12 protein-coding genes and 1 pseudogene are annotated in these 25,501 nt (G+C 68.8%); 5 read left to right on the forward strand and 8 right to left on the reverse strand.

What is annotated here, in order from left to right:
• Positions 1 to 96 precede the first annotated feature (96 nt).
• The 6 genes and pseudogenes from YIM_RS50175 to YIM_RS39180 all read right to left on the reverse strand — a co-directional run.
• Positions 97 to 1,383 (reverse strand): annotated as a pseudogene (locus YIM_RS50175) (condensation domain-containing protein); the annotation flags it as partial.
• Positions 1,376 to 14,512, reverse strand: coding sequence for a non-ribosomal peptide synthetase (locus YIM_RS39160; protein ID WP_153035172.1), 13,137 nt, complete (start codon positions 14,510 to 14,512; stop codon positions 1,376 to 1,378). The pseudogene YIM_RS50175 and the gene YIM_RS39160, both read right to left, overlap by 8 nt.
• Positions 14,513 to 14,551: 39 nt before the next feature.
• Positions 14,552 to 16,600: a type I polyketide synthase gene (locus tag YIM_RS39165; RefSeq protein ID WP_153035173.1), complete on the reverse strand. Its 2,049-nt coding sequence runs from the start codon at positions 16,598 to 16,600 to the stop codon at positions 14,552 to 14,554.
• The gene (locus YIM_RS39170; protein WP_153035174.1) at positions 16,597 to 18,615 is read right to left on the reverse strand and encodes an AMP-binding protein; all 2,019 of its coding nucleotides are present in this window, start codon (positions 18,613 to 18,615) and stop codon (positions 16,597 to 16,599) included. The genes YIM_RS39165 and YIM_RS39170 overlap by 4 nt, the downstream gene beginning before the upstream one ends.
• A gap of 43 nt (positions 18,616 to 18,658) precedes the next feature.
• Positions 18,659 to 19,309 (reverse strand): acetate uptake transporter family protein, encoded by a 651-nt coding sequence (locus YIM_RS39175; protein WP_153035175.1) that lies wholly within the window; start codon positions 19,307 to 19,309, stop codon positions 18,659 to 18,661.
• Positions 19,310 to 19,453: 144 nt separating this feature from the next.
• On the reverse strand, positions 19,454 to 19,966 hold the full coding sequence (locus YIM_RS39180) for a MarR family winged helix-turn-helix transcriptional regulator (RefSeq protein ID WP_153035176.1): 513 nt from the start codon (positions 19,964 to 19,966) through the stop codon (positions 19,454 to 19,456).
• Between the two features lie 70 nt (positions 19,967 to 20,036).
• Between YIM_RS39180 and YIM_RS39185 the strand changes: the two genes are divergently transcribed.
• From YIM_RS39185 to YIM_RS39205, 5 genes are all read left to right on the forward strand, one after another.
• The gene (locus YIM_RS39185) at positions 20,037 to 21,008 is read left to right on the forward strand and encodes an ATP-binding cassette domain-containing protein (protein ID WP_153035177.1); all 972 of its coding nucleotides are present in this window, start codon (positions 20,037 to 20,039) and stop codon (positions 21,006 to 21,008) included.
• Positions 21,009 to 21,018: 10 nt separating this feature from the next.
• Positions 21,019 to 21,834: an ABC transporter permease gene (locus YIM_RS39190; RefSeq protein ID WP_228004301.1), complete on the forward strand. Its 816-nt coding sequence runs from the start codon at positions 21,019 to 21,021 to the stop codon at positions 21,832 to 21,834.
• A 175-nt stretch (positions 21,835 to 22,009) separates the two neighbouring features.
• The gene (locus tag YIM_RS39195) at positions 22,010 to 22,717 is read left to right on the forward strand and encodes a response regulator transcription factor (RefSeq protein WP_153035178.1); all 708 of its coding nucleotides are present in this window, start codon (positions 22,010 to 22,012) and stop codon (positions 22,715 to 22,717) included.
• 7 nt (positions 22,718 to 22,724) lie between these two features.
• Positions 22,725 to 23,765 (forward strand): MupA/Atu3671 family FMN-dependent luciferase-like monooxygenase, encoded by a 1,041-nt coding sequence (locus tag YIM_RS39200; RefSeq protein WP_153035179.1) that lies wholly within the window; start codon positions 22,725 to 22,727, stop codon positions 23,763 to 23,765.
• Positions 23,756 to 24,337, forward strand: a complete 582-nt coding sequence (locus tag YIM_RS39205) for a hypothetical protein (protein WP_153035180.1) — start codon at positions 23,756 to 23,758, stop codon at positions 24,335 to 24,337. Before YIM_RS39200 ends, YIM_RS39205 begins: the two co-directional genes overlap by 10 nt.
• Here the strand turns inward: YIM_RS39205 and YIM_RS39210 are convergent.
• Both YIM_RS39210 and YIM_RS39215 read right to left on the reverse strand, forming a co-directional pair.
• Positions 24,334 to 25,284 carry a nucleoside hydrolase gene (locus tag YIM_RS39210; protein ID WP_153035181.1) on the reverse strand — a complete coding sequence of 317 codons (951 nt, stop codon included), beginning with the start codon at positions 25,282 to 25,284 and terminating at the stop codon, positions 24,334 to 24,336. The genes YIM_RS39205 and YIM_RS39210 overlap by 4 nt on opposite strands.
• A complete protein-coding gene (locus YIM_RS39215) occupies positions 25,274 to 25,489 on the reverse strand; it encodes a three-helix bundle dimerization domain-containing protein (RefSeq protein ID WP_228004302.1) in 216 nt (71 codons plus the stop codon). The genes YIM_RS39210 and YIM_RS39215 overlap by 11 nt, the downstream gene beginning before the upstream one ends.
• Positions 25,490 to 25,501 lie beyond the last annotated feature (12 nt).

Below are 25,501 nucleotides of genomic sequence, written 5' to 3' on the forward strand. Positions count from 1 at the left end.
GGCGCCGAAGTCGACGCCGGTGCCAGCCCAGGTCTCCAGTTGCTCGCGCTCAGGTCCGGTGAGCAGGCCGATTTCGGTGACCCGGCGCCCCGGATCCCCGATAAGTTCCTCGATCAGCGCGCGAAGGTGCCCGAGCAGGCGCTCGGCGACGTCGGCGTCGATCCGCGTCTCGTCGAACCACACCTTGAGCTTGGTCCGCGCGCCGAGTTCGATCAGCAGGGTCAGCGGATAGTTGGTCTGCTCGATGCCGAACAGCTCGGTGACGCGGAGATCCCGGACCTCGTCGAGCACGGAGAAGTCCGTCGGATAGTTCTCGAACACCAGGATGCTGTCGAACAGGGTGGCGCCTGAGGGCACCTCGCTCCAGTCCTGGACCTTGGCCAGCGGACTGAATTCGAACTGCCGCCGCTCGGTTTCCTCGCGCTGGAACTCCGGCAGCCAGTCCGCGATCGTGCGGTCACCCGGGATCCGCACGCGCGCGGGCAGGGTGTTGATGAACATGCCCGCGATCTCCTCGACCCCGGGCAGTTCCACCGGACGCCCGGACGAGGTCACGCCGAACACCACGTCGTCACTGCCGGAATACCGCGACAGCAGCAGAGACCACGCGGCCTGGAAGACCGTGTTCACCGTCAGCCTGCGTTCCCTGGCGACCTCTTCCAGTCGCGTGGCCAGCTCGGCCGGGAGCACCAGCTCGCGGCGGTCGTAGTCCTCGTCGCCGCGGAATCCGTCGGCGGTGCGGTCGATGCCGAGCACCGTCGGCTCGGTCACCCCGTCGAGCAGTTCGCGCCAGAACCGTTCCGCCGCACCGAGATCCTGCTGCTGCAACCAGCCGATGTAGTCGCGGTACTGCCGCACCGGCGGCAGCTTCGGTTCCTCGCCCGCGCACAACGCCACGTAGTTCAGGAACAGCTCGCGGAGCACGGCGGCGGAACTCCAGCCGTCGAGCAGCAGGTGGTGGTAGTTCCAGACCACCTGCCACGCGTCGTCGGCCAGCCGGTACAGACCGACCCGCAGCAGCGGCGCGGTACCGAGGTCGAAGCCCTCGATCCGGTCCGCCGCCAGGGTTTCCGACAACCGGGTGGCCTGCTCGTCCGGGGTCAGGCCGCGCCAGTCCTCTTCGGACCACGGCAGCTCGATCCGGTCGAACACCACCAGCACCGGGGTGTCCAGGCCCTCCCACTGCACGGCCGAGCGGAGCACGTCGTGCCGGTGCACCAGCCGGTCCCACGCGTCGCGGAAGGCGGTCGCGTTCAGCTCGCCCTCCAGCCGCACGCTGAACTGCTCGAAGTACACCCCGGACTCCGGCGCCGACAGGGTGTGGAAGAGCAGGCCCTGCTGGACCGGGGAAAGCGGGTAGATGTCCTTGATGGTCCTAGGCACCGGCGTTTCCTTCCATCTTGGCCATGAGGTCGTCGAGCGCCTGCTGGCTGAGCCCGGCGAGCGGGAAGTCGCTGGTGTGCGCGGCCGCGTCGGCGTGCCCGGCGAGCACCTCCAGCCGCCGCCGGATGCCGTCGAGCAGGTCGGCGGCGGTGGCGTCGCTGTGGCGTTCGGTCGAGTGGGTCAGGTCGAGCACCAGCTCGGTGTGGTGGATGCCCGCGTTGATCTCCAGCGTGTGGTGGCGGGTGTTCTCCGGTGCCTGCGCGGCGCTCGCCCAGGCGGGGTTGTCCAGTTGCAGGCGGAACACCGAGTCGCCGGTGGCGGACTCGTCGACCTGCCCGAGGTAGTTGAACAGCACCGGCGCGTCCGGTAGGCCGAGCCGTTCGCGCAGCAGGCCGTAGCCGATGCCGTTGTCCGGCGCCTCACGCAACGCCTGCTTGACCACGCGGACGGCCTCGGCCGCCTCCGCACCACCGACCGGCAGGTGCACCGGGCGGATCACGGTGAACCAGCCCGCGGTCCGGGTCAGGTCCACGTCGTCGAACAGCGGCTCGCGGCCGTGGCCCTCGACGTCGATGGTGATGCCCGAGCGGTCGCTCCACTCCGCGAGGCCCTGCGCGCACGCGGTGAGCACGAGTTCGTCGGTGCGTGCCTTGGTCCGGCGGGCGTTCTCGACCAGTTCCGCGGTGAGGTCCGCGGGCAGCACCAGGCGACGGGTGGTCGCGCTGGCATGAACGTCCTGGCCCGCACGGTCCACCGGGAGCGGCGTGATCGTGCTCGCCACTTCGCGCCAGTAGTCGGCCTGGTCGCTGACGTCGTGGTCACGCAGGCGCGAGGTCCACTCCGCGAATGAGGTGGTCTTCGGCGGGAACTCGCCCTGATCGAGGTAAGCGCGTTCGAAGTCCTCGACGATGAATCGCCAGCTCACCGCGTCGACGACCAGGTGGTGGCAGGCGAGCACGAGCCGTTGCGCGTCGTCGAGATCGACCACCACGGCACGCAGCAACGGCCCGTTCTCCAGGTCCAGACCCGAATGCGCGGCGCGGACCGCCTCGACCATCACCACGTCGGCGTCGCGGCCGGCGCCGTCGATCAGCTCGACCGGCACCTCGTCGGTTTCGAGCTGCTCCTGCGCGCGGCCGGCGAACCGCGACCGGAGCACGTCGTGGTGCGCGACCACTTTGCCGAGTGCGTCGGCGACCAGATCCGGATCCAGTTCGATGCTCGACTCCAGCACCACGCCCTGGTTCCAGTGGTCGCGGTTCTCCAGTTCGAGCCCGAAGAACCAGCGCTGCACCGGCCCCAGCTCGACCGGACCGACCACGGGTCCCTGCTCGGCGACCACCACCGGCCCCTGACCAGCCACCTCGACCAGCCGGGCCACGGTCTGCTCGCGGAACACCTGCGCGGGCGTCAGGTGAATGCCGTGCTGAGCCGCCCGCGACACCATCTGGATCGACAGGATCGAATCACCGCCGAGCGCGAAGAAGTTGTCCAGCACCCCGACTTCGTCCAGGCCGAGCACGTCGGCCCAGATCTCGGCGAGCACGCGTTCCTGGTCGGAACGGGCTTCGACGAACTCGTCGGCCGCCTGCCACACCGGCTCCGGCAACGCCGAACGATCCACCTTGCCGTTGGAGGACAACGGAAGCCGGTCGAGCACGGTGATGCCCGCCGGGACCATGTACTCCGGCAGCCGGGAGTGCACCCAGCCACGCAGCTCGGCCGGGTCGGCGTCGGTGACCACATAGGACGCCAGCCGCTTGCCGGTGCCTTCGCCGTGGACCACGGTGACCGCATCGGAGACGGCTTCGTGCGCGGTGAGCGCGGAGTCGATCTCGCCCAGTTCCACGCGGAACCCGCGGATCTTGACCTGGTGGTCCACGCGCCCCAGGAACTCGATCACGCCGTCCTTGCGCCAGCGCCCCAGGTCACCGGTGCGGTAGAGCAGGGCACGCGGGTCATCGGAGAACGGGTCGGACAGGAAGCTCGCGTTCGTCCGCTCCTCATCGCCCCAATAACCGCGTGCCACCCCGATACCGCCGATGCACAACTCACCGGCCACACCGATCGGACACAGCTGCTGCGACTCGTTCAGTACGTAGAAGCGTTGATTGGAGAGCGGGCGGCCGTAGGGAATGCTCGTCCAGCTCGGGTCGACTTCGGTGATGGGGTACGAGATCGACCAGATCGACGCCTCCGTCGCGCCACCACCGCTGAAGATCTTCATCTCCGGGTTCAGCGCCCACACCTTCTCGGGCAACGACACCGGAATCCAGTCACCCGAGAGCAATCCCACCCGGAGCGACGCGAGGGTGGTGGCATTCGCCTCCGGCGCCTCGACCAGCAGTTGCAGCAACATCGGGACCGAATCCCAGACGGTCACCCCATGCCGATCGACCAGTTCCACCCAGTGCGACGGGTCCTTCACGCCCTCGGGTGCCGGGAGCACCAGAGTCGCGCCCACCGACAGCGGACCGAAAATGTCGTACACCGACAGGTCGAAACTCAGCGACGCCAAGCCCAGAACACGATCCTCAGGCGTGACCTCGAACCGCTTGTTGATGTCCACCACCGTGTTCAGCACCCCGAGGTGATCGATCATCACACCCTTCGGCACACCCGTCGACCCCGACGTGAAGATCACATACGCCAGATCGGCCGGAGCCTGCACCACGTCCGGCATTTGCGGGGAGAACCCGGTCAGCTGATCCAAGTCCAGGTCGAGCCGGATCTCGACCGGCGGAAGGTCCACTTCGGACAAGGTGAGAACCTGCTTCACGCCGCCGAGTTCGATCAGTTCGGCCAGGCGCGCCTGCGGCAGGCCCGGGTCCAACGGCAGGTAAGCCGCGCCTGAAGCCACCACGCCGAGTACCGCGGCGACCTGGTTCACGCCTTTCGGCAGGCAGATGCCGACCAGCTCGTTCGGCCGCGCGCCCTGTTCCCGCAACCACCACCCGATCCGCGACGCCCGCGCCAGCAGCTCCCGGTAGGTGACCGAGCCGTCGTTCGCGATGACCGCGGTGGCATCGGGGAAGCACGCGCCGGCCGCCCACACACCCTCGTGCACACAACCAGTCACACCGAAGTCCTCGTCGGTGTCGTTCCACTCGTGGACCAGCTGGGTCCGCTCGGCCTCGGTCAGCAGCGGCACCTCACCGACCGGCCGCTCCGGCGCCGCGACCACGCCGTCCAGCAATACGCGGAAGTGCTCCAGGAACCGGTCGACCGTGCTCTCGTCGAACAGATCCGTGTTGTAGTCCACCGAAACCAGGAACCCGTCATCGGACTCGGCGACCATCCAGGTCAGGTCGAACATCGACCACCGGCGTTGCACGGTGGCGGGTTCGACCACCAGCGAGTGCAGTTCGATGGTCTCGCCCTCACCCACCTGGAGCCGGTTCCCGGCGCCTACCGCCAGCGGTGCGAGACCCTCGTTGTCGAACGCCTGCGTCCGCTGCATCACGAACATCGTCTGGTACAGCGGGGAATACGACGAATCACGCTCCGGCGCGAGCCGCTCGACCATCTCCGCCATCGGGAAGTCCTCGTGCTCGAACGCCCCGAGCACCACTTCCTGAACCTGCCGCAGAGTGTCCTCGAAGGACATCTCCGCGGTGAAGTCGGTGACCATCGGCAGCGGGTTGATGAAGTACCCGACCACGTTGTCGATCTCCGGCTGACCGCGGCCCGCCGTCGGTGAGCCGACCACGATCCGGTTCTGCCCGGTCTCGCGGTGCAGGAACAGCTGGTACGCCGAAAGCAGCACCACGAACGGTGTCACCCCGAGCCGGGCGCCGAGTTCCTTCAGGCGATCGGAAATCTCCTCGCCGACGTTGAACACGCGGTTGGCACCGCGGAACGACTGCACGGGCGGGCGCGGGCGGTCGGCGGGCAGCGCGAGCACCGGCAGGTCGCCGTCGAGCCGCTCGCGCCAGTACTCCCACAGGCGGTCACCGTCGGCGCCGGACAGGAGTTCGCGTTGCCAGTCCACAAAGTCGGCGTACTCGACGGCCGGAGGCGGCGTGGACGCCTCACCCCGGTACTCGAGCGCCAGCTCTTCCAGCAGTACCACGCACGACCAGAGGTCGACCACGATGTGGTGCGCGCAGATCAGCAGCACCGATTCGCCGTCGCGCTCGAACACGCGGAGGCGGACCGGCGATCCTTCAGTCAGCTCGAACGGACGGTCGGCTTCGTCGGCCACCAGGGTTTCGAGATCGGCCACCGCACGGGCGTCCACCACGTCGAAATCCGCTACCGCACCGGGATCGATCCGGTAGAACGGGCCCTGATCGTCCTCGCCGAACACCGCGCCGAGCAGGCTGTGCCGGGAAACCACCGTCTGCCACGCGGACCGCAGCAGCTCAGTGTCCAATGGGGACAACACGCGCATCGCGGTCGCGACGTGGTAAGCCCCCGATTCGTCGGCGAATCGATAAATTGACCAGAGCGCTTCCTGTCCCCGGGACAACCGCGAGACGACCCCGCGTTCGCGCCGCTGGATCGACGAACGCTTCTCCCCGACCATCTCCGCCAGCCGGGCTACGGTCTGCTCCCGGAACACCTGCGCGGGCGTCAGGTGGATTCCGGCCTGAGCCGCCCGCGACACCATCTGGATCGACAGGATCGAATCACCACCGAGCGCGAAGAAGTTGTCGTGCACGCCCACGCGTTCGACGCCCAGCACCTCGACCCAAACCCCGGCCAACGCCTTCTCGGTGGCCGAACGCGCCTCGACGAACTCACCGTCTGCCTGCCACTCCGGCTCCGGCAACGCGGACCGGTCGACCTTGCCGTTGGTGGACAACGGAAGCCGGTCCAGCAGGGTGACGCCCGCCGGGACCATGTACTCCGGCAGCCGCTCGCGAACCCATTCCCGCAACGCCGCGACATCGGCTTCCTGAGCGACCACATAGGACGCCAGTCGCCGGTTCGTGCCTTCCTGGTGCACGACGGTCACCGACTCGGCGACCTCGGGATGCGCCGACAGCACCGAATCGATCTCGCCCAGTTCCACGCGGAACCCGCGGATCTTGACCTGGTGGTCGACGCGGCCGAGGAACTCGATCACCCCATCGCTGCGCCAGCGCCCCAGGTCACCGGTGCGGTAGAGCAGGGCACGCGGGTCGTCCGAGAACGGGTCAGGCAGGAAGCTCGCGTTCGTCCGCTCCTCATCACCCCAATAACCCCGCGCCACCCCGATACCGCCGATGCACAACTCACCGGCCACACCGATCGGACACAACTGCTGCGACTCGTTCAGTACGTAGAAGCGCTGGTTCGACAACGGGCGACCGTACGGAATGCTCGTCCACGACGGATCAACTTCCGTGATCGGATACGAGATCGACCAGATCGACGCCTCGGTGGCCCCACCACCACTGAAGATCTTCATCTCCGGATTCAGCGCCCACACCTTCTCGGGCAACGACACCGGAATCCAGTCACCCGACAGCAACCCCACCCGCAGCGGGGCAAGCCGATCCGCGCTCGCTTCGGGCGCCTCCACCAGGAGCTGCAACAACATCGGGACCGAATCCCACACCGTCACCCGGTATCGCTCGATCAGCTCCACCCAGTGCGACGGATCCTTCACGCCCTCGGGCGCCGGGAGCACCAGAGCCGCGCCCACCGACAGCGGACCGAAGATGTCATACACCGACAGGTCGAAACTCAACGACGCCAAGCCCAGAACACGATCCTCAGGCGTGACCTCGAACCGCTTGTTGATGTCCACCACCGTGTTCAGCACCCCGAGGTGATCGATCATCACACCCTTCGGCACACCCGTCGACCCCGACGTGAAGATCACATACGCCAGATCAGTCGGCGACTGCACCACGTCCGGCATGTCCGCCGGGTAGCTGGCCAGGTCCTCGACATCCAGATCCAGTCGGGTAACGCCCGAAGGCAGCTCCACCGCCGAACCGGTCAGCACCCGGGTAACACCCCCGAGTTCGATCAACTCGGCGAGCCGGGCCTGCGGTAATCCCGGGTCCAACGGCAGATAAGCCGCGCCCGAAGCCACCACGCCCAACACCGCCGCGACCTGCTCCACGCCCTTCGGCAGGCAGATGCCGACCAGCTCGTTCGGCCGCGCGCCCTGCTCCCGCAACCACCACCCGATCCGCGACGCCCGCGCCAGCAACTCGCCGTAGGTCAGCACGCCGTCATGCGCGATGACCGCCGGAGCCTCCGGATACCGCGCACCGGCCGCCCACACACCCTCGTGCACACAACCAGTCACACCGAAGTCCTCGTCGGTGTCGTTCCACTGGCGCACCAGCACATCCCGCTCGGCCGCGCTGAGCAGCGGCACCTCACCGACCGGCCGCTCCGGCGCGGAGATCACGCCGTCCAGCAGCACCTCGAAGTGGCCGAGCAGGCGGTCCACGGTGTCGGCGGTGAGCCGGTCGGGATCGTGCCGTGTGCGCAGGGTGAGCCGCTCCAGCGGTTCCACGACCAGCGCCAGCAGGTAGTTCGTCTGCTCGTAGGAGCGGTAGTCCGAGACCCGCAGCGCTTCGTCCACCTGGAACACCGAGTCGTCGAGCAGGTAGTTCTCCACCACGAAGATGTGGTCGAACAGCGGGGTGCCGCCGGCGACGTCGCTCCACTCGTGTGCCTTGGTCAGCGGGGTGTTCTCGTATCGGCGGCGTTCGGTCTCCACCCGCTGGAGGTCGCGCAGCCAGTCGGCGACGCGCTGCTCGACGGGCACGCCGACCCGCGCCGGGAGCGTGTTGATGAACAGGCCGATCATCCGCTCCACTTCGGACACTTCCGCCGGACGCCCGGCCGAGGTGACCCCGAAGACCAGGTCCCGCTGACCGGAATACCGCGACAGCAGCAGCGACCAAGCGCCCATCAGCACCGTGTTCAGCGTGAGCCCGTGCGAGCGGGCGAATTCGCGGGCGCGGTCCGACAGCTCCTTCGGCAGTTCCACAGTGGACTCGGCAGCCTCCGGGCGACGGGCCGTCGAGGCGATGACCTGCTCGATGCCCAGCCGCGTCGGCTCGGTGAACCCGGCGAGGTGCGTCCGCCAGTATTCCTCCGCCGCGCCGAGGTCCTGCGCCTCCAGCCATTCGACGTAGTCACGGTATGGCGGGGCCGTCACCGCGGGCGGTTCCTCCCCGGCCACCAATGCGCGGTAGACGGTGAAGAAGTCCTCCAGCACCAGCGCCGCGCTCCAGCCGTCCAGCACAACGTGGTGGTGCGACCAGACGAGGTCCCAGGTCCGGTCGTCGGCGCGGACGAGCCGCAGTCGCATCAGCGGCGCGTCGGACAGCGAGAACCCGGCCGTGCGGTCCTCGCGCAGCAGTTCGCCGAGGTCGTCACGTTCCTCGATGACGATCGGCGCGGCGACCCTGGTGTGCACCACCTGGTACGGCGTCGCGAGATCCTGCCAGGCGAGCGCGGTGCGCAACGCGGGATGCCGCCGCACGGTCCGCTCCCACGCGTCGCACAACGTCGACACACGCAGCTCGCCGGACAAACGCAGCCGGATCTGTTCGATGTAGACACCGGAGTCGGGCGCGGAAAGCGTGTGGAACAACAGGCCCTGCTGCATCGGTGTCGCCGGGTACAGGTCGTCGATCGAGGTGACCGCGATCCGTTCCAGTTCCGCCTCGGTGACCTGCGTGAGCGGGAAGTCCTCCGGGATGAAGGCAGCCTGCGTCGAGTCGGTCAGCGCGGTGAGCCGGCGCCGCACGCTGTCGAGCAGACCGTCGATCGTGGTGCCCTCGTGCTGCGCCGACGAGTAGGTGAAGTCGATCAGCAGCTGGTCGTGGTGCAGGCCGGCGTTGATTTCGAAGGTGTGGTGACGCCGGTTCTCCGGCGCGTACCCGGCGCCGTTGGCCGCCGGTTCGTAGCGCAGGGTGAACACCGTCCCGGCCTGGTCGATCTGGCCGAGGTAGTTGAACAGCACCGGCGCGTCCCGGCCGATCCGCTCTCGCAGCAGGCCGTAGCCGATGCCCTGGTCCGGGGCCGAGCGCAGCGACCGCTTCACCGCGCGCAGGGCGCCGATCTCGTCGGTGCCGCCGACCGGCAGGTGCACCGGGCGGATCGCGGTGAACCAGCCGGCCGTCCGGGAAAGGTCGACGTCGTCGGACAACGCCTCGCGTCCGTGGGCCTCGACATCGATGGTGACGCCGTCGCGACCGGTCCATTCGGTGAGCGCCCGCGCCCACGCGGTCAGCACGAGTTCGTCCGGCCGGGCCTTCATCCGGCGGCCCGCGTCCAGCAGGGCGGCGGCCGGGAGCAGAACCCGTCGCGTGACCGCGGTGGCGTGCGTGTCCTCACCGTTGTGGTCGGCGGGCAGCGGGGTGATCGTGCCCAGGATCTCGCGCCAGTACTCGATCTGGTCGCTCGCGTCGTAACCGGCGAGCCGTGAGGTCCACTCCGCGAACGAGGTGGTCTTCGCGGGCGGTTCGCCTTCACCGAGGTAGGCGCGTTCGAAGTCCTCCAGCACGAAGCGCCAGCTCACCGCGTCGATCACCAGGTGGTGGCAGGCGATCGTGACGGTGTTGCCGCTGATCGCGGCTTGGAGCAATGGTCCGTGTTCGATGTCCAGCCCGCGGTTCGGATCACCATCGACGACCGGCGCGGTGGCCTCGGCCAACTGTTCCTGACGCCACTGCCCGTCTTCGCGGATGAAGCGGGAACGCAGTACGTCATGCCGGTCGAGCACGGTTTCGAGCGCCTTGGCCACGCGCTCGGCGTCCGGTTCGACGTCGGCTTCGAGCACCACGCTCTGGTTCCAGTGGTCGCGGTTCTCCAGTTCGAGCCCGAAGAACCAGCGCTGCACCGGCCCCAACTCGACCGGACCGACCACCGGTCCCTGCTCGGCGACCACCACCGGCCCCTGACCAGCCACCTCGACCAGCCGGGCCACGGTCTGCTCGCGGAACACCTGCGCGGGCGTCAGGTGAATGCCGTGCTGAGCCGCCCGCGACACCATCTGGATCGACAGGATCGAATCACCACCGAGCGCGAAGAAGTTGTCACGCACACCGACGCGTTCGACTCCCAGGACCTCGGCCCAGATCCGGGTCAGCACACGTTCCTGCTCCGACCGGGCCTCGACGAACTCGTCGGCCGCCTGCCACACCGGCTCCGGCAACGCCGAACGATCCACCTTGCCGTTGGAGGACAACGGAAGCCGGTCGAGCAGGGTGACGCCCGCCGGGACCATGTACTCCGGCAGCCGGGAGTGCACCCAATCGCGCAGCTCGGCCGGGTCGGCGTCGGTGACCACATAGGAGGCCAGCCGCCGGTTCGCGCCGTCCTGGTGCACCACGGTCACCGACTCGGCCACCGCCGGATGCGCTGACAGCACCGCATCGATCTCACCCAGTTCCACGCGGAACCCGCGGATCTTGACCTGGTGGTCCACGCGCCCCAGGAACTCGATCACGCCGTCCTTGCGCCAGCGCCCCAGGTCACCGGTGCGGTAGAGCAGGGCACGCGGGTCATCGGAGAACGGGTCGGGCAGGAAGCTCGCGTTCGTCCGTTCCTCATCGCGCCAGTAGCCGCGGGCGACACCGACGCCGCCGATGCACAGCTCTCCCGCGACGCCGACCGGACACGGCTCCTGCGCGCTGTTGAGGATGTAGAAACGCTGGTTGGACAGCGGACGGCCGTAGGGAATGCTCGTCCAGCTCGGATCGACTTCGGTGATCGGGTAGGTGATGGACCAGATCGACGCCTCCGTCGCGCCACCACCGCTGAAGATCTTCATCTCCGGGTTCAGCGCCCACACCTTCTCGGGCAACGACACCGGAATCCAGTCACCCGAGAGCAATCCCACCCGGAGCGACGCGAGGGTGGTGGCATTCGCCTCCGGCGCCTCGACCAGCAGTTGCAGCAACATCGGCACGGAGTCCCAGACGGTGACGCCGTGCCGGTCGATCAGCTCGACCCAGTGCGACGGGTCCTTCACGCCGTCCGGGGCGGGGAGCACCAGAGCCGCGCCCACCGACAGCGGACCGAAGATGTCATACACCGACAGGTCGAAACTCAGCGACGCGAGCCCCAGCACCCGGTCGTCCGGCGTCACGTCGAACCGCCGGTTGATGTCCACCACGGTGTTCAGCACCCCGAGGTGGTCGATCATCACGCCCTTCGGCACACCCGTCGACCCCGACGTGAAGATCACATACGCCAGATCGGCCGGAGCCTGCACGACGTCCGGCATGTCCGCCGGGTAGCTCGCCAAGTTCTCGGCGTCCAGATCGAGGCGGGTCACGCCGTCGGGCAGTTCGATGCCCGAGCGCGTGAGCACCTGGGTGACCTCGCCGAGTTCGATCAGCTCGACGAGCCGCGCCTGCGGCAGGCCCGGGTCGAGCGGCAGGTAAGCCGCGCCAGACGCGACCACGCCGAGTACCGCGGCCACCTGGTCGGTGCACTTCTCCAGGCACACGCCGACCAGCTGGTTCGGTCGCGCGCCCTGTTCCCGCAACCACCAGCCGATCCGCGACGCCCGCGCCAGCAGCTCCCGGTAGGTGACCGAGCCGTCGTTCGCGATGACCGCGGTGGCATCGGGGAAGCACGCGCCGGCCGCCCACACACCCTCGTGCACGCGTCCGGCCGCGGCGGCGCCGAAGTCCACGGCCGTGTCGTTCCACTGCCGCACCATCAGGTCGTGCTCGGCCGCCGCGAGCAGCGGAACGCGCTCCACGCTCCGCTCCGGCTCGCCGGTCACCCCGTCGAGCAGCACGCGGAAGTGCTCCAGGAACCGGTCGACCGTGCTCTCGTCGAACAGGTCGGTGTTGTAGTCCACCGAAACCAGGAACCCGTCGTCCGACTCGGCGACCATCCAGGTCAGGTCGAACATCGACCAGTTGCGCGGCACGGTCACCGGCTCGACCACCAGCGAGTGCAGCTCGATCGCCTCGCTCTCGCCGACCTGGAGGCGGCTTCCCGCACCGACCGCCAGCGGTGCGAGCCCTTCCTGATCGAACGCCTGGGAGCGCTGCATCACGAACATCGTCTGGTACAGCGGGGAATACGACGAATCACGCTCCGGCGCCAGGCGCTCGACCATCTCCGCCATCGGGAAGTCCTCGTGCTCGAACGCACCGAGCACCACCTCCTGAACCTGCCGCAGAGCGTCCTCGAAGGACATTCCGGCGGTGAAGTCGGCGATCAGCGGTACCGGGTTCACGAAGTAACCGACGGTCCGTTCCAGCTCGCTCCGGCCACGCCCGGAAATCGGCGAACCGACGATCACCCGCTCCTGCCCGGTCTCGCGGTGGAGCAACAGCTGATACGCCGACAGCAGCACCACGAACGGTGTCACTCCACAACGGACGCCGAGTTCCTTCAGCCGCTCGGTCAGCTCCCGGCCGATCCCGAACACCCGGCTGGCCCCGCGGAACGACTGCACCGCGGGGCGCGGCCGGTCGGCAGGCAGCGCGAGCACCGGCAGATCCCCGGAGAGCCGGTCGCGCCAGTAGTCCCACAGCCGGTCGCCGTCCGGGCCCGCCACCAGTTCCCGTTGCCAGTCCACGAAGTCGGCGTACTCGACGGCAGGCGGCGGCGCCTCGGTCCCATCGCCGTACGCCAGTGCCAGGTCCTCCAGCAGCACCACGCAGGACCACATGTCGACCACGATGTGGTGGGCGCAGAGCAGCAACACGAACTCACCGTCCGGGCGCTGGTAGACGCGCAGCCGCACGGGTACCGCGTCCTCCAGGACAAAGGGGCGATCGGCTTCGTCGGCGAGCACGCGCTCGAAGTCGGCCACTTCGCGGGCGTCGACGCAGTCGAAGTCGATCGCCGAACCGGGGCGGTAGAACGGTCCCTGGTCGTCCTCGCCGAAGGTCGCGCCCAGGAGTCCGTGCCGGGCGACCACGGTCAGCCAGGCGTTCTCCAGCTTGTCGATATCCAGCGGGGAAAGCACGCGCAACGCGGTCGCCACGTGATAGGCACCGGATTCGGCGGCAAACCGGTGAATGGACCAGAGCGCTTCCTGACCACGCGACAGACGCGAGATTTCACCATGTTCCCGGCGCTGAATCCTGTTCGCGTGCTGACCCGAGAACCGCTGAACGACATCCTCGGTGAGCGTTTCCACACTGCGGCCGTCGAAGAGCAAGGTCACCGGGATATCGATTTCCCAGTGACGTTGCAGTAGCGCTTTCAACTCCATTCCCATGAACGAGTCGATGCCGTAGGACCGCAGTTCCCGGCGCGGGTCCAGTGAGTCGGCGTCGATCCGCATCGCCTGGGCCAGCCACCGGTGCAGGGCCGTGTGAACGGTGTCTCGCCGCTCATCACCGGCCAGTTCGCGGATTTCGGCACCGGACGGCGGTTCCAGCCGTGGTGGGCGCAGTTCCCCCGCGCCGAACACCCGCAGCTGCACGCCAGTCAGTTCCGCGACCACGTAACCATCCGCATCGAGCAAACCGATGTGGAAGGTGGCCGTACCGGGCAGGTTTTCGCCGGTGTCGGTGCGCACGACGTGCGTCCAGGCGACCGTGGCGCCTTCGCGGTGGATCTCGAACCGGTCGATTCCGCCGAGGTACCAACCGCTTCCCGTCCAAGGAGTGAGAAGTGCGAACGCGGGTTGCAGCGCCGCTTCCAGCATGACAGGGTGTAAACGGTAAAGTTCGGATTCCGCGTCGGAAACGGCGGAACGCACGGAACCCAGCATTTCCTGGTTTCCGCGCCATGCCGATTCCACGCAGTCGAGCGCGGCCCCGCAGGAAATACCGAGCGCGGAAAGATCGGCGTAGAACTCGGCTCGCGAAACGGGCTGGACGCAGCGGCGCCGGATGTCGGCCAGCGGAATCGGGTCGGCGGTTTTCTCGGCACTGCTGCCGGGCGCGAACTGGGCCTGGACGTGCACCGTCCGCGCCCAGTCGGCGCGGTGGATGCGCACACCGTAGGCGCCGGCCGAGGTCTGGTAGAGGTCCGCCACCAGTTCGACGGTGTCGTTTTCGGTGTGCACCAACGGCTCCGGCAGGCGCACGTCCACCATCGCTTCGCCCTGCTCGGCGATCGCCGCGGTGGCGCTCGCGATCTCCAGCACCACGGCCGACGGCACGACCGGAACGCCCGCCAGCTCCAGATCCCGCAGATAGGGCACGGACTCCAGGTCCAGCTCGGTTTCGATCCGGTCAAGGGAGCGCATCAGGTCCCAACCCCATTTCTGTAGCCCTCGCGTGCAGGTTCAGCGTCGGCGCAGCAGCGGGTGCGCCTTGGCCGGTTTGGCCGGTGCCCGGCGGTGCACCCCGATCGGCCACCGCTCGTGGTGTTCGAACGGGGTGCTGGGCAGGTGCGTAAGTGACCGCTCGGTGCCGATCGCCGCCCAGTCCACTTCGGAACCACGGCAGTGCAGGCCGCCGAGCAGGCGCGGCAGGCCGTCATCGGTGAAGTCGGCGCAGAATCGGATGGTGAAGTCACGATCGGGCGCTTCACCGCCGAGGTGCAGCGGGGTGTCTGGCTCGCCGAACTCCCCGTCGAACTCGTAAGGATTGCTCGCGCCCGCGACGCAGGCGGCGGCGACCTCGCCCGAACCGTGCCCGATGACCAGATCCGGGCAGACACCCCACTCCGCCAGAAGCGTCGCCAGCGCGTACTGCGGCACGAAGCCGGGTGCGTCGATCGTGCCGTCGAGATCTTCGACGATCAGGGCCAGCGCGGGAATTCGTTCGCACAGGGCGTCGAACCACTCGCCGTCCGCCTTGTCGTCGGCGAACTCGAAAGCGATCACCGGCTTGCCGGCGACAAAGGGTTCGGCGTCGGCGAGACTCCGGGCCAGTTCCTCATGGGTGGAACCGACCGCGAAAAGCCGGTGCTCGTAGTGCGTCCGGGCGGTTCGCGCGGTGTGGGCGATGTCGGCCAGCGGCACTTCCTTGTGTTCCAGCAGGAAGTCGGTGTAGCGGCCGACGAGTTCGGTCAGCGATGCCGGTGAACGTGCCGACAGGACCAGCACCTCCGGGCCTTCGGGAGGTTCGGCCGGCACGCTCGACGCTTCGCCGACCACCAGGTGCACGTTGTTGCCGCCGTAGCCGAACGAGTTGATGCCCGCCACCCGCGGACCGTGCCAAGTGCACGGTTCGGCCGGGATCTCCACCCCGGCACCCAGGCGGATCTGCGGACTCAACCGCTCCACCGCCACCGGCGGGATCCAGCCGTGCCGCAGCACGAGGATCGTCTTGATCAGCGAGACCACACCCGATGCCGCTTCCAGGTGCCCGATGCCCGCCTTGACCGATCCCAACCTCAGCGGCGTCTCTCGGTCACCGCCGAAAACGCGGGACAGCGAGCCGACCTCCACCGCGTCACCGATCGCCGTGCCGGTGGTGTGCGTTTCGACGTAACCGATCTCGCCGGGTTCGACCTTCGCGTTGCGCAACGCGAGCCGGACGACCTCCTCCTGCCCGGCCGCACTGGGTGCGCCAAGTCCGTTGCCCCGCCCCGAGCCCGCCATCGCGGATCCCTTGAGCACCGCGTGCACCGGCCCCGGTTCGTCACCACGGCGCAGCACCACCAGAGCACAACCCTCGCTGCGCACAAACCCGTCGGCCGACTCGTCGAAGACCTTGCTGCCGCCGGTCGGCGAAAGCAGCCGGGCGTGCGAGTTCGCGATGTCCACCTCCGGGGAAAGGCACAGGTTCACCCCGCCCGCGATGGCCAGGTCGCATTCGCCGTCGCGCAGGCTGCGCATCGCCTGGTGCACCGCGACCAGCGAACCGGAACAGGCGGTGTCCACCACCACGCTCGGGCCGCGCAGGTCCAGCGTGTACGACAGCCGGTTCGCCAGCAGGCTCAGCCCGCCGCCGACCAGCGAATAGATGTCCACTTCGGACGGATCTTGCAGCAGCATCCTGGCGAAGTCGCTGTTCCCGGCGCCGATGAACACCCCGGTCCGGCTCCCGGCCAGGTCCGCGGGGATCAGTGCCGCGTCCTCCAGCGCCTCCCAGGCGACCTCCAGCACCAGCCGCTGCTGCGGGTCCAGGCGCTCCACCTCGCGCGGGGTGATCCCGAACAGGTCGGCGTCGAACCGGTCCACATCGGACAGCAGGCCGCCCCAGCGCGAACAGGTCTTTCCGCGCAGACCGGGCTGCGGGTCGTAGGTCGCTTCCACGTCCCAGCGTCCTGGTGGCACCTCACCGACTTCGCTGCGGCCGTCGGTGATCAGCCGCCAGAACTCGTCCGGACCGGATGCCCCGGGGAGGCGGCAGGCCATTCCGGCCACCGCGACCGGCGCGGTCACCGGCCGTCCCCGGTCCCCTCGCCCACCGCTCGTTGTTCGACCAGGTGCCGGGCGAGGTCGCGAATGGAGGGATATTCGTAGAGCGCCGCGGCGGGCACGGGAACCCCGAGCAGCACCGAGAGATTGCCGGTGAACTCCGCACCGCGCACCGAATCCAGGCCCTGCGTGCTGAACGGCTGGGCGCGGTCGATCGCCGCGACATCGGCCCCGATCACCCGCCCGACGTTCTCCGCGAGCAGGATCTCCATCGCCTCGGCGGTACCGGACCAGCCGTCCTCGAGTTCGACCGGACCGGCCGCGCGCTCACCCGTGGCGGCCCGCCACACGTGCAGGGCCTCCAGGCTGCCCGCGAGGAACCGCGCCCGGCAGGCACGGCGCTGGATCTTGCCGCTGGTGGTCTTCGGCAGTGCGGTCGGCTTGGTCAGCACCACCACGTCGACGGTGATCTCCAGTTCCTCCAGCACGCGCTTGCGGATCGCCTCGATGATCGCCTCGAAGTCGCTTTCGCGCCGGGTGCGGACCTCCTGCACCACCACGAGGCGTTCCACCGCGTTTTCGGTGCCCTCGGTGACCGAGAACGCCGCCGTCCCGCTGGCGCGGTTGCGCGGATGACACGGGCCGACCAGGTGCTCGATGTCCGACGGCGCGTAGTTGCGGCCACGGATGATGATCAGGTCCTTGTACCGGCCCGCCACGTACAGTTCGCCGTCCTGCACCAGGCCCATGTCGCCGGTGCGCAGGTAGTGCGCGTCGCCGCCGGGCAGGGTCGCGCGGAAGGTCCGCTCGGTTTCCTCCTCGCGGTTCCAGTAGCCGGCGGGAATGCTCGGCCCGCTCACCCAGATCTCGCCGAGCGTGCCGTCTTCACGCCGCTCGGAGGTTTCCGGGTCGACGATGACCAGTTCGTGGTCGTCCAGCGGCACCCCGCAGCCGACCAGCCGTTTCCCCTGCTCGTCGCTGTCCCAGGTGCGGTCGATGATCACCGGGCGGCTGCCGGACAGCGGTATCGTGGCGGCCAGCGTCACCTCGGCGAGGCCATAGCACGGCCGGAAGGTCCCGGGCCGGAAGCCCCGCTGGCCGAACCGCTCGGTGAAGCGCTCGATGGTCTCCGCCCGCACCGGTTCCGCGCCGTTGCAGGCCTGGCGCCAGCTCGACAGGTCCAAAGCGGACAGTTCCTCGTCGGTGACCCGCTCGACGCAGAGGTCGTAGGCGAAGTTCGGCGCGGCCACCCACTCACCGCGGTACTGGCTGATCGCCTCCAGCCACCGCGCGGGACGGGTGACGAAGTCGCGCGGGGTCATCAGCACCGCGTGGTAGCCCATCACCGCGGGCATCAGGATGCCCGCGATCAGGCCCATGTCGTGGAACGGCGGCAGCCAGGACACCGCGGTGCTGTCCGGGGTCAGCTCGAACCGCCGGTGCATGTACCCGACGTGCCGCACGATGTCGCGGTGCCGCACCATCACGCCCTTGGGCGCGCCGGTGGACCCCGAGGTGTACTGCAGGAAGGCGAGGTCGTCCCCGTCGATCTCCGGCGGGGTCCAGGACCCGGTCAGCGCATCGTCCACAGTGTCCACGTCGAGAACCGGGAAGTGGCTGTCCTCCACGGTTTCGGCGAACCGCTCGGCGACGGTGGCCGCCATGCCGCCAGCGGTCAGCACCGCGCCGGCACCGGAGTCCACCGCGATCGCGGCCAGCTCCCGCGACTTGCCGTGCTGCCGCGGCGGGTAACACGGAACCGCGGTGGCCCCGGCGTAGAGGCAGCCGAAGAACGCGGCCACGTAGTCCGGGCCGGGATTGATCGCCAGCAGCACGCGCCCGCCGGCCAGGCCGTCGGCCTGCAGCCGGGCGGCCACCCGGCGGGCCGCGGCGTCGAGACCGGCGAAATCGTAACGCGCGCTTTCGGTCTCACCGTTTTCCAGAAAAGTGAAGGCGAGTTTTCCCGGAGTGGCGGCCGCCGCCACCCGAACGGCCTCGACGACGGTTTCCGTTCTGCTTCCGACGGTGGAAAACGGCATGGCGCGGCCCCTGTCCCCAGTTTGTCCGGTTTTGTTCGCGGTGCTACGAGCGTGGTTCACCCAGCGGCAGCACGACCCGGCCGTAGCTGCCGTTGATCAGGTAGGCGGCTCCCACGTACAACCCCAGCACCGCCGCGGCCAGCGCGAACACCCCGCCCACCAGGTCGACCGGCGGTGCCACCGCGTACTGGCCGATGGTGATGAACAAGAACATCAGCGTGGTCAGCGAAAGCAGTCCGAACACCGCGCGGTTCACCCGCCGCGCGGCGACGGTGGTGAACAGCGCCACCATTCCCCACGCCAAGGTGAAACTACCGGTGGCGGCAGTAACAGAATTACCAAAGTTCGCCACCAGTTGCGGCAGGAACAGCCAGGTGTAGAGCGAGTAGCTCAGCCAGAACGCGGCGAACGAGGTGAAGGTGACCGCGGCGAAGAAGTTACGCTGTGAATACGCCCAGATACCGGCGATGAACTGCGCCACCCCACCGAAGAAGATCGCCGTCGGGAACACCGCCACGATGAAGTTGAACGAAACCAGCCCCGCGTGGAACACCGCCAGGATGAACAGGGTGGTCGAGAAGCAGAGGTACCCCAGCGCCAGATAGGCCGAACTCGGCCGGCTCGACGGCGCGTCGGGAACGGGGATCGGGACCGCCGGTTCGGCCGTCACTGGCTCGGAACGCACTGTGGTCATCGGATTCGCCTTCCGCCGGAGGACGACGCCGCCGGCGGGCCTTGACCGGATCTTCCGCCACCGCGGCGTTCCTCGTGTCGATGCGGCCGATGTTATGGCGCCCGACGAGGGAACCGAGAGATGCGAAGGCGCGCCCCAATCGGCTCAACCGGTCACCTCGCCGGGGCGCCCCGATCGGGGCGCCCCATCCGGACCGGCGCTGTGCCAGAGCACGCTGAGCATCCGGTGCAGGTTCGCCCGGTCGTCCTCGCCGAGCGGGGCGAGCAGATCCTCGGCGAGCTGGTGCTGGGCGTCGAACAGCCGCGACATCCGGGCACGGCTGTCCGCGGTGAGCCGCAGCAGGGTGGCGCGCCGGTCCTCGGGGTCGGGCTCCCTGGTGATCAGCCCGTCGCGCTCGAGCGCGTCGACCATGCTGGTCACCGACCTTGGGCTGACCCCTAGATCACTGGCCAGCCTGCCCATGCGCGCGGGCTCGAGTTCACTGACCGTGACCAGCAGGCGGGCCCGCGCCTCCGACAGCCCGATGGTGGCGCCGAGCAGGCGATCGGACTGCAGGCACAACCGGCGCGAGGTGTCGAACAGGATCGCGACGATGTCCCTGGCCGGGATCTGATCACTCTCCGTGCCGGGTTGACGACCGGAAGCAGGTGCGGACATACTCCCGATATTAGTGTACTTCCTCACTATCTACTAGTTCACAATGAACTTGGCCACGAAGGGGAACGCCATGTCCGACCAGACACCCGCGCTGGTGGTCGACGGCCTGCACAAGCGCTACGGCGACGTCGAGGCGGTCAACGGGCTGAGTTTCTCCGCCCGCCGCGGCACCGTGCTCGGCCTGCTCGGGCCGAACGGCGCCGGCAAGACGACCACCGTGCAGATCATCTCCACGCTGCTCCCGTTCGACCGCGGCACGGTGACCGTGCTGGGCAAGGACGTGGTACGCGACGCGAGGGCGCTGCGTTCCGAAATCGGCCTCACCGGGCAGTACACCGCGCTCGACGAGTACCTCACCGGCTACGAGAACCTCGAAATGATCGGGCAGCTCTACCACCTCAGCGGCGCCGACGCGCGCCGCCGGGCGAACGAGCTGCTCGCCAGGTTCGAACTGGTCGAAGCCGGGAAGCGCCTGGTCAAGACCTACTCCGGCGGTATGCGGCGGCGCCTGGACCTGGCCGCCAGCCTGATCGTCAACCCGGCGCTGCTGATCCTCGACGAACCGACCACCGGACTCGACCCGCACAGCAGGCAGACCGTCTGGCAGATGGTCCGCGAACTGGTCGCCGGCGGCACCTCGCTGCTGCTGACCACGCAGTACCTGGAGGAGGCCGAGGAGCTGGCCGACGACATCGTGGTGATCGACGGCGGCACGGTGGTCGCGCAGGGCACCCCGGATTCGCTGAAGACCCAGGTCGGCGGCGCACGGCTGGAGGTGCACCTGGCGGCCGAGGCCAAGGCGACCGTCGCGCTCGAAGCGCTCGAACGGTTCAGCACCGCCTCCGCCGAGCTGAACGCCGAGACCGGGGTGATCACCGTGCCCGCGATCAAGGAGCCGCGCCTGCTGGCGAAGGTGATCCGCGAACTCGACGACCTGGAGATCGGGGTCGAGGACGTGCGCCTGCGCGAGCCGACGCTCGACGAGGTCTTCCTGACCCTGACCGGCAAGAACACCGTCCCCGCCGAACCGCAGCAAGCCTGAGGAGAACACCGTGACCACGGCCGAATCCCTCGCCCCCGTCCGCCCGCTCCAGCGTGGCCGGCTGCAATGGGCGATCACCGACACCCTGGTGCTGACCAAGCGCAGCCTGCGCCACATCCCCCGCATCCCCGACCAGCTGATCTTCGCCACGGTCAACCCGATCATCTTCGTGCTGCTGTTCCGCTACGTCTTCGGCGGCGCGATCGGCACGCCCGGCATGACCTATCCGGACTTCCTGATGGCCGGGATCTTCGTGCAGACCGTCGCGTTCGGCGCGGTCAACTCCGGTGTCGGGCTGGCCGAGGACATGAGCCGCGGGCTGGTCAACCGCTTCCGCTCGCTGCCGATGGCGCCGTCGGCGGTGCTCACCGGCCGGATCCTCGCCGACGTGGTGCGCAACTCGATCATCATCGTCACCGGCGTGCTGATCGGGCTGGTGGTCGGCTTCCGGCCGACCGCGGGCGTCGGTGGCTGGGTCGCCGCGATCGCGCTGCTCCTGCTGGTCAGCCTCACCTTCTCCTGGGTGTCCTCGACCATCGGGCTGATGGTGCGCAACGCCGAGGGCGCGCAGTCGGCGAACTACATCTGGCTGCTGCCGCTGACCTTCGCCAGCAGCGCCTTCGTGCCGACCGAGTCGATGCCCGCCGGGCTGCGGGTCTTCGCCGACTACCAGCCGATCACCGTGATCGTCGACGCGGTCCGCGGGTTCCTGCTGGACGAGCCGCTCGGCTGGCGCGGCTGGGGCGCCTTCGCCTGGTGCGTGGTGCTCGTCGCGATCTGCGCGCCGATCGCCGTGCGCAAGTTCCAGCGCCGCGCGATGAGCTGACCCATTTCGCCCCTTTTCACCCATTCCTGCACAGCGTTCTACAACGAAGAGTCAGCGTTCGATTACCGCTTAGCACAGCCCCATGCCGGAGAACAGAGGTAATTTCTCATAACTTCGGGGGTACGAATGTAATCGATCCTGCATTGGGGGCAGGCGTTGTGAATGGGTGAATCCGATGAATCAGGAGAGCTCGAAGAGCATTTCGGTCATCGCTGGGGCTGGCGTGGACATCCGCATTCTCGTCGTGGGGCAGAACGAGGTGGTGCGGCGAGGGATCGAGGCGATGCTGCATTCCATCGCCAACGTCCGTGATGTGCTGAGCTGCACCGGCTTCGACGAAGCGGGAAGGCTGATCGGGGCGCACCGGCCCGACGTGCTGGTGGCCGGACTGGGGCAGGACCCCGGCCTGCCACCGCTGCTGGAGCGGGCGCGCCACGCGCACACCAAGATCCTGTTGCTGATGCGCGATCCCGGTGAGGCCGAACTGTCGGCCATCGCGCAACTGCCCGGTGACGGCTACCTCGTCGAAGAGGAACTGACCGTGCCGGTGCTCGAAGACACCTTGCACCGGCTGCTGGTGGACCAGGTGCCGATGCCCTCGGCGATGGCCCGCGAACTGCTGCACCGGGCCGGGCGCGCGGAAACCACCGCGCCGCCGCCGCGCCGGGAATACCGCTCCCGGCTGACCCGCCGCGAGCTGCAGGCGCTTTCGCTGCTCGTGGAAGGCATGAGCAACAAGCAGATCGCCCGCGGGCTGGCCATCTCCGACCACGCGGTCAAGCGCGTGATGGCCAGCATGCTGGTGAAGCTGAACTGCGCCAACCGGACCCAGGCGGTGGCACTGGCGCTCAAGGGCGGCCTGGCCGGCGCCGGAACCAGATGAGGTGGGGATGGACTTCAGCCTGCTCTACTTCGCCAACCGCGAAGTGACCGATCCGCCGAAGGAGTACGACCTGCTGCTCGATTCGGCGCGCTTCGCCGACGAGCACGAGTTCACCGCGTTGTGGTTGCCGGAGCGGCACTTCCACCCGTTCGGCGGCGCGTACCCGAATCCGGCGCTGGCCGCCACGGCACTGGCCGTGTCGACCAGCCGGGTCCGGTTGCGCGCCGGGAGCGTGGTGCTGCCGCTGCACGACCCGCTGACCGTGGCCGAGGACTGGTCCTTCGTGGACAACCTGTCCCGCGGCCGGGTGGACCTGGCGCTGGCCACCGGCTGGAACGCCAACGACTTCGCGCTCGCCCCGGACCGGTACGCCGGACGGCGCGACTGCGTTTTCGGGCACCTGGACACACTGCGCGACCTGTGGGCGGGCAAGCCGGTGACCAGGGTCAACGGCGAGGGCGCGGAGGTGGAGATCACCACGTACCCGCGTGCCGTGCAGCCCGACCTGAACCTGTGGCTGACCTGCTCGTCGAACCCGGCCAACTTCGCCGAAGCGGGGACGCGCGGGCTCAACGTGCTCACCGCGTTGCTGTTCCAGGAGGTCGACGACCTGGTGCCGCGGATCGAGGCCTACCGCGAGGCACGGGCCGCCGCGGGATTCGACCCGGACGCGGGCACGGTGACGGTCATGCTGCACACCTTCGTCGGTGAGACCGACGACGCCGTGCGCGAGGTGATCCGCGAGCCGTTCCTCGGTTATCTCGAGTCCTCTGTGGACCTTTGGCGCAGCAAGTGGCCGGAACTCGACGACGCCAAGCAGGGCAACCTGCTCGACCACGCCTTCGAGCGGTACTTCCGGTCGTCTGCGCTGTTCGGCTCGGTCGCCCGGTGCGCTGACTTCGTGCGGAACCTGTACGAGGTCGGCGTGGACGAGGTCGCCAGCCTGATCGACTTCGGCGTGCCGGACCGGCAGACGCTGGCTTCGCTGGAACACCTGGACCAGGTTCGGCGGGCGGTCAACTCACCGGGAGGCCTGCCATGCCGGTGACCACCGCGTACGTCAGCGATCTGCCGCTGGAGTGGACTTCGCCGGTGCTCACCTCGCGGGAGCCCGGTCCGGATCCCGGCGTGGTGGTCTGGGACCTCGACCTGGTCCTGCTGCCTTCGCGGCGGCTGGACCGGGAGGCGCACCGGGTCGCTTTCGCCAGGGTGACCGGCAAGCGCCCGGTGCACGAACCGCCGATGCTGGACCAGACGGATCCGCTGTTCGCGGTGGACCTGTTGTGCCAGAACGGTTTCGCCCGCATCGGCGCCCGCCGGGCGCTGCCGACGTACCTGCCCGCGCTGGCCACCGCGTACCGCGCACTGGCGAAGCGGCGCCCATGGCTGCTGCCGCGCCCGTGCCCGGACGCCTTCGCGCGGCTGCGCCGGAGCACTCCTCAGCGGGCGTTCATCACCACAAAACTGCGGTCGAGCGCAGTGCTCACCCTGGCGGCCACCGGCCTGGACCGCTACCTGGACCCGGCCGTCGGCGCCTTCGGCTCGGACCACGTGAACCGGTCGAAACTCACCGAAATCGCCATGGCCCGAGCAGAACGCGCGTACGGCCTGAGCACCTAAGCGAAGGTTTTTGTCAGGGTGTCGACCAGAATGGCCGGGTCGGCGGTGAAGGCGACGTGGGCGTTCGGCGTGCCGGTGGCGTTCGGGCGCGTGTCGATGACGGTGCGGCCGACGGTGAGGGGGCCGTCGGTTTCGACGTCGACGTGCAGGTGCCGGGTGGTGATGATGTCGGGCCGCACCAGGTAAGCGGTGCACACCGCGTCGTGCACCGGGGCCGCGTCCTCGGCCGAAACACCGCCACCGGCACGGTAGGCGTCGATGCGCCGTGTGATCAGGTCGGCCGCCGCGGCGCCCGCGGGGGTGCCGAGCGCGGCCAGTGCCTCGCAGTCACCACGGGTGATCAGCGCCTGGTGCGTGGCGTCCAGCGGGACCAGGGTCAGCCGCTCGAAGCCCGCGGCGAACACCACGGCCGCGGCCTCCGGATCGGCCCACACGTTGAACTCGGCCGACGGGGTCACGTTCCCGTAGGCGTGCGCGCCACCCATGACCACCAGCTCGTCCACCGCGTCCACCACGGACGGGTCGATCGCCAGCACGGTGGCGATGTTGCTCAGCGGGCCGACCGGCACCAGCGTCAGCTGCGAGGTCGCCGACCGCAGCGTTTCGAGCAGGTACTCCACCGCCGTGACGTCGCGTGCCTTCGACCGCGCTTCGGGCAGCGGAAGCGACGTGCCGTGCATGTCGCGGTCGGTGTCGCGCTCGTAGTGCTTCTGCCCGGGAAAGCCGCGGCGGGCGATCGGGTGCGCCAGGCCCGGGTGGACCGGGACGTCCGAACGCCCGATCACGTCGAGCACCCGCAGCGTGTTGTCCGTGGTGTGCGCGAGCCCGACGTTGCCGTTCACCGTGGTGATCCCGACCAGCTCCAGGTCCGGGTGCAGCGCGGCGTGCATGATCGCCACGGCGTCGTCGGTACCGGTGTCGACGTCCAGGATGAGCCTACGTGCCAACGAAACCCCGTTCCAGCTTCGGCCGGACCGCGCGCTCGACCAGCACCGGGATGAAGCTCAGCACCCTGGCGCCGGCGAACCGGCCGACCTCCTGCTCCACACATCGGTGGACGGTGCGCGGCGGGACGTCCGCGTAGTCCCGCGCGAGCCGTTCCTCCAGCGCGCGCAGCTGCTCCGACAACTGTTCTCCGTGCAGATCATCCATGGTGGTCACCCG

The sequence above is a fragment of the Amycolatopsis sp. YIM 10 genome (assembly GCF_009429145.1).
Lineage (GTDB): Bacteria > Actinomycetota > Actinomycetes > Mycobacteriales > Pseudonocardiaceae > Amycolatopsis.